This is a genomic window from Streptosporangium minutum, from assembly GCF_002149035.1.
Lineage (GTDB): Bacteria > Actinomycetota > Actinomycetes > Streptosporangiales > Streptosporangiaceae > Streptosporangium > Streptosporangium minutum.
This window is the reverse complement of the sequence record NZ_NGFP01000083.1, coordinates 26,007-33,419: the sequence shown is the minus strand read 5'-3', so window position 1 is coordinate 33,419 and position 7,413 is coordinate 26,007. Positions and strand designations below refer to the sequence as shown.

At 71.7% G+C, this 7,413-nt stretch carries 5 protein-coding genes; 2 read left to right on the top strand and 3 right to left on the bottom strand.

Annotation, left to right across the window (positions count from 1 at the left end; translation table 11 throughout):
• On the bottom strand, window positions 1-1,912 hold a 1,912-nt coding region (locus CA984_RS19150), incomplete at its 3' end, for an NAD(P)-binding protein (protein WP_242676049.1).
• A gap of 471 nt (window positions 1,913-2,383) precedes the next feature.
• Between CA984_RS19150 and CA984_RS19145 the strand changes: the two genes are divergently transcribed.
• Window positions 2,384-2,584, top strand: coding sequence for a hypothetical protein (locus CA984_RS19145; RefSeq protein ID WP_086574253.1), 201 nt, complete (start codon window positions 2,384-2,386; stop codon window positions 2,582-2,584).
• 43 nt (window positions 2,585-2,627) lie between these two features.
• Complete coding sequence (locus CA984_RS19140; protein ID WP_086574251.1) at window positions 2,628-4,127, top strand: flotillin family protein; 1,500 nt, start codon at window positions 2,628-2,630, stop codon at window positions 4,125-4,127.
• A gap of 252 nt (window positions 4,128-4,379) precedes the next feature.
• Here the strand turns inward: CA984_RS19140 and CA984_RS19135 are convergent, their stop codons facing one another.
• Together CA984_RS19135 and CA984_RS19130 are read right to left on the bottom strand one after the other, a co-directional pair.
• Entirely contained in the window at window positions 4,380-6,065 is a 1,686-nt protein-coding gene (locus tag CA984_RS19135; RefSeq protein ID WP_086574248.1) for a DEAD/DEAH box helicase, read from the bottom strand.
• Window positions 6,066-6,482: 417 nt separating this feature from the next.
• Window positions 6,483-7,349 (bottom strand): GNAT family N-acetyltransferase, encoded by an 867-nt coding sequence (locus CA984_RS19130; protein ID WP_086574259.1) that lies wholly within the window; start codon window positions 7,347-7,349, stop codon window positions 6,483-6,485.
• Between the last annotated feature and the right edge of the window lie 64 nt (window positions 7,350-7,413).

The following is a 7,413-nucleotide window of genomic DNA, read 5'->3' as shown; positions in this document are numbered from 1 at the left end:
AGTCGGAGTTGGCGATCGCGATCCGGCCGGCCCGCCGGCGGGCCACGGCCGCGGGGAACGGCCCCTCGGGGTAGAAGTCGAGGTTCCACGGGGTGGCGTACTCGGGCGCGTAGCCGTGGCCCCACCGGTTGACCGTGATCGCCTGGATGTCGCGGGCCGGGTCGAATCCGCTCGGGCCGAGCAGCCGGGTGAGCTGGTCGCGGATGCTGTACTCCAGGTAGTCGTAGGGCGTCTTGAGCAGCTTGTGCCGCCCGGCGACCGAACCGCCGGCGGGCGACATGCCGGGCACTGCGGGGGTGGAGATCATGTGCACGTTGATCGGCTGGTCCGGGGTCCTCGGGCGCAGGTACTCCCCGATGCTCACCGGGTAGTCGAGTTCGGCCACGCACCAGTAGGCGCCGGTGAAGCGGGTGCGGCTGATGCCCGCCCGCTTCCAGGCCTCCCAGCCGCGGAGCTGGACCATCGAGTACAGCAGCGGCACCTTGACCGCCTTGCTCAGCGCGTCCTTCTGGTCGGCCGGGAGCTCGCCGACCAGGTAGGGGATCACCATGTTCCAGCAGGCCATGATCACGTTGGCCGCCCGGACGGTCCTGACCCTCTCCCCGTCGAAGTAGCCGACCGTGGCGGTGGTGGCCGTGGCGGGGTCGCCGTCGTTGGCGGCCGAGACCACCGGGCAGGACAGGCGGATCCGGATCTGGTTGCGCGGCAGGTCGAGCCTGCCGTAGTCGAACGTCGCGGTGCTGATCTCCTCCATCTCGGTGGCCGTGGCGAAGCCCGGGATCATCCGGCCGATCATCATCCGGACGATCGCCTGGTTGCCCTCGGGGAAGTGGTAGACGTACGGGTCGTCCGCACCCCACCCCTTGATCATGCTCGGCGAGTTGTATCTGGACGGTTTGGAGCGGTCGAGCCCCAACCCCTGGAACCCGGGGTAGCCGTACTCGCCGGCGCTGCCCCAGGCGTCGATCGCGCCGAAGGCGTCGGAGCCGTAGCCCCACTCGTCGTTCGGCATGGTCTGGACGTATCGCAGCACGTCGGGATGGACCCTGCAGACGTCCCTGAGGAACTCCGCGTAGGTCAGCCCGGCCAGGCGTTCCTTCTTCCGGTCGTCCGACAGGCCGGGGAACCAGTCCGGCGGATGCCCGTAGAGCATGAGCAGGTCCTTCCTGGCCTCCTCGGCGACGGGCAGCTCGGCGATCCACTGCGGGGCCTTCCTGCCCGGGGCGAAGACGACGAGCTTCTCCCGGGGGAAGGTCTCCCGGTCGCAGAAGACGCTGTCGTACATCCCCATGCCGGTGTAGAGCGCCTGGTCGAAGTACTCCTCGAACCTGCGGACCCTCACCCCGATCTTGTCGAGCAGGTCCTTTCCCTCGGGCGTCCACGCCGAGGGCGCCTCAATGGACTGCGATCCGCCGTACCCGATCAGCGGCCCCTTGCGGCCGGCCGGGTGGAACTCGTTGCGCCGGGCATGCCCGCCGACCTCGTCGTGGTTGTCCAGGATCAGGATCCGCGCGTCCGGGGCGCGCTCCAGCCAGCGGTGGGCCGCGGTGACGCCGCTGATCCCCGCGCCGACCACGACCAGGTCGTAGTGCTCGCCGGTGGGTTCGGGCGCGCCGGCGTGATCCCAGAACCGGTTGTCGCGCAGGGCGTGGGGCACGCTCAGCGCGTGGGAGGTGTTGCCCTGCATCCCGGTGAGGACCGGCGGGTAGTCGATCTCGGAGGGGACCTTCAGGCGCTTCGTGCCGATGCTGTTCGGCCGGCCCGCGCCGGGGCCGGCGCACCCCGCCAGCGAGCCCAGCGCCGCGACCCCCGCCACCGTGGCCACGCCGTCGAAGAAGTCACGGCGGGAGATGGGCCGGTCCATGCCCAGTTCGCGGGCCTTGCGTGGAGTGATCTCCTGGGGATCGGTCATGGGGCGATCATCACGATCAGGAGGAAAGCCCGTAGTCGCCACGCGCGGTTTCCGGCAACTTTTTGCCCGCCGTATTGGAACGCCATTCGCGATATTCACCGAATGGGCGTCATGGTGCGCGGGCCGGGAACGCGCCGTACGTGAGGGGAGAAGGGGTGACATTCGTAATCATATTAATGGCCTGGAGGAGAATGCCCATCCCCGTCGCTCCGGAACGCGCCCCCGCCCGCCCCGGTGCGGCCTCCCGCCCGCACGGACACGGTGCCGGGGGGCGGAGGGCCGGACGGATTGCCGTCCGGTACAGGAACGTTATGTCGATAGCGCTCGTTGTCGGTAAGAAGATGAAGCAGACGGATTTGCGCTGACGATCCGGTAACGCCTATCCAGCGCCATAGCGGGTGGTGAAGCGGTACATGTCAGGGTAGCGTCCGTATTTGGGGTTTTGGTTAATGACGGGACGAGGAGCCTCGCGTGGTCGGTAAACAGGGCAGGGTGACCGGCAAGATCGGCCCCGGCCTGGTCGGGGAGGTGATGGTGGCGGTCCGAGGGGGTGTCGAGGCGTTCTACGCGCACGCCACGCTCCCCGACGAGGAGATCCCCGCCGGCACGATCGTCGTCGTGGTCGACTACTTCCCGCCGCGCACGGTCTACGTCGCCCGCGCGCTCGTCTGACCCCTCCCTCTCCCCCTTCTCTCCCTCCACCGCGGAGACTGCGATGCCTACGGAGTACTTCCTCATCGGGGGCGCCGTCCTTGTCGCCCTTCTCGTCCTCATCATGCTGTTCAAGGCCGTCTGGCGGGTCGCCGAACCCAACGAGGCGCTGATCATCTCCGGGCTCGGCGCCCGGGGTAAGAGCGAGCTCGCCGACAGCCTCGGATTCAAGATCATCACCGGTAAGGGCACCTCCGTGCTCCCCGGCTTCCAGACCGCCCGCCGCCTGCGCCTGGACAGCCGCGCGGCCAACCTCCAGGTCTCCTGCGTCACCCAGCAGGGCATCCCGGTGGTCGTGAAGGGCGTGGTCATATACAAGGTCGGCGACGACCTGCACTCCATCGCCAACGCCGCCCGCCGTTTCCTCGACCAGCAGGACTCGATGAACGGCGCCATCCACGAGCTGTTCACCGGTCACCTGCGCTCGATCATCGGCAACCTGACCGTCGAGGACCTCATCCTCAACCGCGAACGGCTGACCGGTGAGACCCGCGCCTCGGCCGCCGACGAGATGATCAAGCTCGGCCTGATCGTCGACTCCCTGCAGATCCAGGAGATCGAGGACGAGACCGGCTACATCACCAACCTCGGCAAGCCGCACGCCGCCCGCATCGCCGCCTCCGCCCGCATCGCCGAGGCGCAGCGCGACCAGGAGGCCACCGAGGCCGAGCAGATCGCCGCGGCCAACAAGGCCTCCGCCTGGCGCGACGCCCAGATCAAGCAGGCCGCCTACCAGGCCGAGATCGACGAGGCGCAGGCCCGGTCCCGCCAGGCCGGTCCGCTGTCGGAGGCCTCGGCACGCCAGGAGGTCGTGGTCCAGGAGACCCGAGCGGCCGAGCTGGAGGCGGCGCTGGCCGAGCAGCGGCTCCAGGCCCAGGTCCGCAAGCCCGCCGACGCGAGGGCGTATGAGACCGTGACGCTCTCCCAGGCCGAGCGCGACGCCCGCATCGCCCAGGCCGAGGCCGAGGCCCGCGAGACCGAGCTCCGCGCCGCCGCCCAGGCCTCGCAGGTCAAGCAGGCCGCCGCGGCCGAGGCGGAGTCCGTACGGCTGCGCGGTCTCGCCGCGGCGGAGGCCACCAAGGCCACCGGTCTCGGCGAGGCGGAGGCGGCCAAGGCGCGCGGTCTGGCCGCCGCCGAGGCCGCGCAGGCCCAGGGCCTGGCCGAGGCGGAGGCCGCCAGGGCGAAGGGTCTGGCGGAGGCGGAGTCGATCCGGGCCCGCGCGCAGGCCCTGGCCGAGAACCAGGAGGCGGTCATCGCCCAGCAACTCGCCGAGAACTGGCCCCAGATCGTCGAATCCGGGGCGAAGGCCTTCGGCAACGTCGACCACATGGTCGTCCTCAACGGCGCCCAGGGCATCGAGGAGATGCTCGCCAAGGCGCTCACCCTCGGCGGCACCGGCCTCGGCCTCGCCCGCTCCCTCCTGAACGGCGCCACCCCCAACGGTGTCACCTCCAACGGCACCGGCCCCGAGACCAACGGCAAGGCCGTCGACCCGGCGCCCTGAGACCGGGGAGCGTCCGACCGCCCAGGCCGGAGAACGTCCGGCGAACCCGAGGCCGGAGACCGCGCCGGCTCTCCCGGCGAGCACCGCGCCGGAGAGAGCCGGCCCGGGGCACGGACTGCCGGGGCGGTCCGGCTGAGGTACGCGCCGGGCCGGGATGGGCCGGCCGGGCCATGGGCTGCCGGGGCGGTCCGGCTGAGGTACGCGCCGGGACGGTCCGGCCGGGGCACGGACTGCCGGGACGGTCCGGTGCGGCTACCGCGCGTTGTAGCGTTCCCGGCGGACCGTGGCCTTCTTGCCCTTGATGGTGCTCCCCCGCAGGACCGCGATCACCTCGTCGGCCGCGGCGTCCGGGACCTCCACGAGCGAGAAGCGGTCGGCGATCTCGATCGCCCCGATGTCGCGCCCGGTGAGGCGCGACTCGCCGGCTATCGCGCCGACCAGGTCCTGCGGCCGGATCCCGGAGCTGCGGCCGGCGCCGACGAACAGGCGCGTCATCCCGCTCCCGCCCGCCGCCGGGCGTCCACGCCGTTCCTGGCGGCCGGCGGGCTCGCGGCGGCCGCGGTCCTCCCGCTCGGTCCTCAGCGCGACCTCGGGGATCTCGTGCTCGTCGTCCGCCGCCCCGCTGGCCTCGTGCGCCAGCTTCACCGCGGCGAGCGCCACCTCCATGATGTCGAACTCGTCGGTGAGCGTCTCGACCACGACGCGGAAGCGCTCCAGGTCGTCCTCCAGGAGGCTTTCGTGGAGCGCGGCGCGTGTCAGCTCCAGCCGCCGGGCGCGCAGGTCGGCGATGGTCGGCACCTTCTCGACCGGGATCCGGCGCTTGGTCACCCGCTCGATGGCCTTGAGCAGCCGGTGCTCCCGAGGCTCCGCCAGGGTGATGGCCACGCCCTCGCGGCCCGCCCTGCCGACCCGGCCGATCCGGTGCACGTAGGACTCCGGCGCGGAGGGGACGTCGTAGTTGACCACGTGGGTGAGCTGCTCGATGTCGAGCCCCCGCGCGGCCACGTCGGTCGCGACGAGCAGATCGGCCGTCCCGGTCCGCAGCCGTCCCATCACGCGGTCGCGCTGCTCCTGGCCCATGCCGCCGTGCAGCGCCTCGGCGCGGTAACCACGTCCGTTCAAGGTCTCGGTGAGCTGGTCGACCTCGTCGCGCGTGCGGCAGAAGACGATCGCGGCGGTGGGGGCCTCCACGTCCAGCACCCGCCCGAGCGCCGCGGGCTTGTGCGCCCGCGGGACGACGTACGCGGTCTGCCGTACCAGCGGGGCCTCGCCCGGGGCCGTCGTCTCGCGGCCCATCTCGATCCGGACCGGGTCGTTCAGGTGGCGGCGGGCTATCCCGTTGATGCGCGGCGGCATCGTCGCGGAGAAGAGCACCGTCTGGCGGTTCTCGGGGGTCTCCTGCAGGATCGCCTCGATGTCCTCGGCGAATCCCATGTCGAGCATCTCGTCCGCCTCGTCCAGGACGACCATTTCGAGGTCGTCCAGACGGAGCGTCCCGCGGCCGATGTGGTCGAGCGCGCGACCGGGCGTCGCGACCACGACGTCGACGCCCTGCTGCAGCGCCCGCAACTGCCGGCCGATCGGCTGCCCGCCGTAGATCGGCAGGACGCGCGCGCCCAGCTCGCGGCCGTAGTGGTGGAACGCCTCCGAGACCTGGACGGCCAGCTCCCGCGTGGGCACGAGCACGAGCGCCATCGGCTCCCCGCCTCCGCCGTTCGGCGTCATCCGCTGGAGCACCGGCAGCGCGAACGCGGCCGTCTTGCCCGTCCCCGTCGCGGCCTGTCCGAGGAGGTCGCGCCCTTCGAGCAGAGGGGGGATCGCCTCGCGCTGGATCGGCGTGGGCTCCTCGTAGCCGAGACCGGAGAGCGCGTGCAGGAGCTCGGGCCGCAGCGTCAGGTCGGCGAAGCTGCTCGTGTCGTCGGTCGTGTTCAGCGTCATGGTCGGGCTCCTCGTTCCGGGACGGACGTGTACGGGACTCACGCTGACCACACGTTCCGTCCCTGCCGCGTGTCCCATCTTTGCGGCGGACCCGGGCCGCCGGCTCCGCCGGCCCAGTATGGTGCACCTCTTGAGCTCGGCGGTCATGGCGAACGGCCTCCCGCACGTGTGCGGATGGGGCAGCCGATCGACCCTACCGGCGATGGGCCGGGCGACGTCGACCGGGCGGCGTTGGGCAGGCCGAGGTGCGTATTTCATGACATGCCCCGGTATGTGGCAAATCAACAGTTCCCTGCCCGCGGGCCGCCGCGGAGCGCGGGCACGAGGGCGGACCGGGACTACCCGGGCGCGCTGACGGAGGTGCGCGGCCCCGCGGAACCGGTCATTCCTGAGAACCTCCCGGGGCCGTCGAAACCCCTAGGCGTCCCGGTATCTGTCCCGGACCTCGGGGAGTGGCCGGAAGCCGGCCGACCTGTAGGTGGCGACGGCGCCGGCATTGGAGCTCGGGGTGCAGACGATCGCGCTCGACGAGCCCAGCTCCCGGAGTGCGGCCGCCGCGGCGACGGTGATCGCCTTGCCGTAGCCGTGACCGCGATGTTCCCGGTGCACGCCCATCGGTTCGAGCAACCCGGGACTACCCGGACCGGCCGACCACACCGTCACCGCCGCCACCGCGTCGCCCCGCTCGTCGTAGGCGACCAGACACCGGGCGTCGGCGTACGGCGATCCGGCCGCCATCGCGTGCCAGCGCTCCTCCGTGAACGACGACCTGTCGAACGCCGCCCGCTGTACGGCTGCCCGCACGTGCGCCTGCTCCGGCCCGGCCACCTGGATCCGCACGCCCGGGTCCTTGACCGGCTCCGTGAGGTCGCGGCGCAGCGGCGTCCACGGCTCGTCGGTGTTCCAGCCGCCCTCGGCCAGCAGATCTTGGACCAGTGCACCCATCGGCGCCTCGATGTTCGCCTTCCCCTCGGGCAGCACGCCGCGCTCCGGCTCGGTCACGTCCTCAACCAGCTGCTGCGCCAGCTCCTCCTCCCGCTGAGCCTCTGGCGCGATCGTCAGCCGCAACAGCCCGGGCCCGTCCAGCAGCCCGACGGCGAGAATCCGCCCGTCCCGGCTCCACGTCCGCACCGCCGCGGCGGTCGCCTCCGCACCGAACCTCCAGAACCAGCCCAGGTCCCCCGGATGCAGTTGCATCGGCGCCCTGTCGTGCTGCCACTCCCGCAGCACGCCCACAACCCCGCTCAGCCCGTCGACTCCCGGCTCACCCAACACAATCGCCATGCCCCCGATCACACACCACCGCTCCGGCAGCCCGCACCGGGTTTTCCGGCCCGCCGGGGTGGTG